1 protein-coding gene is annotated in these 926 nt (G+C 64.4%); it reads right to left on the bottom strand.

What is annotated here, in order from left to right; translation table 11 throughout:
- Window positions 1-926, bottom strand: a 926-nt coding sequence (gene tuf, locus I6N89_RS25335) for an elongation factor Tu (protein ID WP_207020972.1), incomplete at both ends; no start/stop codon positions are given.

Genomic DNA, 926 nt, shown 5'->3' with positions numbered 1-926 from the left:
GTGAACTTCAGGTTGTCGCCCGGCATCACCATCTCGGTGCCCTCGGGCAGCGTCACGGTGCCGGTCACGTCCGTCGTGCGGAAGTAGAACTGCGGACGGTAGTTCGCAAAGAACGGCGTGTGACGGCCACCCTCTTCCTTGGTCAGAATGTAGACCTCGCACTCGAACTTCGTGTGCGGCTTCACCGAACCCGGCTTGCACAGAACCTGGCCACGCTCAACGCCGTCACGGTCGATGCCGCGCAGCAGCGCGCCGATGTTGTCGCCCGCTTCACCGCGGTCGAGCAGCTTGCGGAACATTTCCACACCGGTGCAGGTGGTTTTCTTGGTGTCCTTGATGCCGACGATTTCCAGTTCGTCGCCGACGTTCACAACACCGCGCTCCACACGGCCGGTGACCACGGTGCCGCGGCCCGAGATCGAGAACACGTCCTCGATCGGCATCAGGAACGGCTGGTCCACGGCGCGCTCGGGCTGCGGGATGTACTCGTCCACAGCGGCCATCAGTTCGCGGATCTTGTTCTCGCCGATTTCCGGATCGCGGCCTTCCATCGCCGCAAGCGCCGAGCCCGCGATGATCGGAACGTCGTCGCCCGGGAAGTCGTATTCCGACAGCAGCTCGCGCACTTCCATCTCGACCAGTTCGAGCAGTTCCTCGTCGTCCACCTGGTCGACCTTGTTGAGGAACACCACCATCGCGGGGATGCCCACCTGACGGCCGAGCAGGATGTGCTCGCGGGTCTGCGGCATCGGGCCGTCGGCGGCGTTCACCACCAGGATCGCGCCGTCCATCTGCGCGGCGCCGGTGATCATGTTCTTCACATAGTCGGCGTGGCCGGGGCAGTCGACGTGGGCGTAGTGACGGTTCTCGGTCTCGTACTCGACGTGAGCGGTCGAGATCGTGATGCCGCGGGCTTTCTCTTCCGG

This window comes from Salipiger abyssi, from assembly GCF_017311415.1.
Lineage (GTDB): Bacteria > Pseudomonadota > Alphaproteobacteria > Rhodobacterales > Rhodobacteraceae > Salipiger > Salipiger abyssi_A.
The sequence above is the reverse complement of the archived record's forward strand: the minus strand, read 5'-3'. Positions and strand labels throughout refer to the sequence as shown.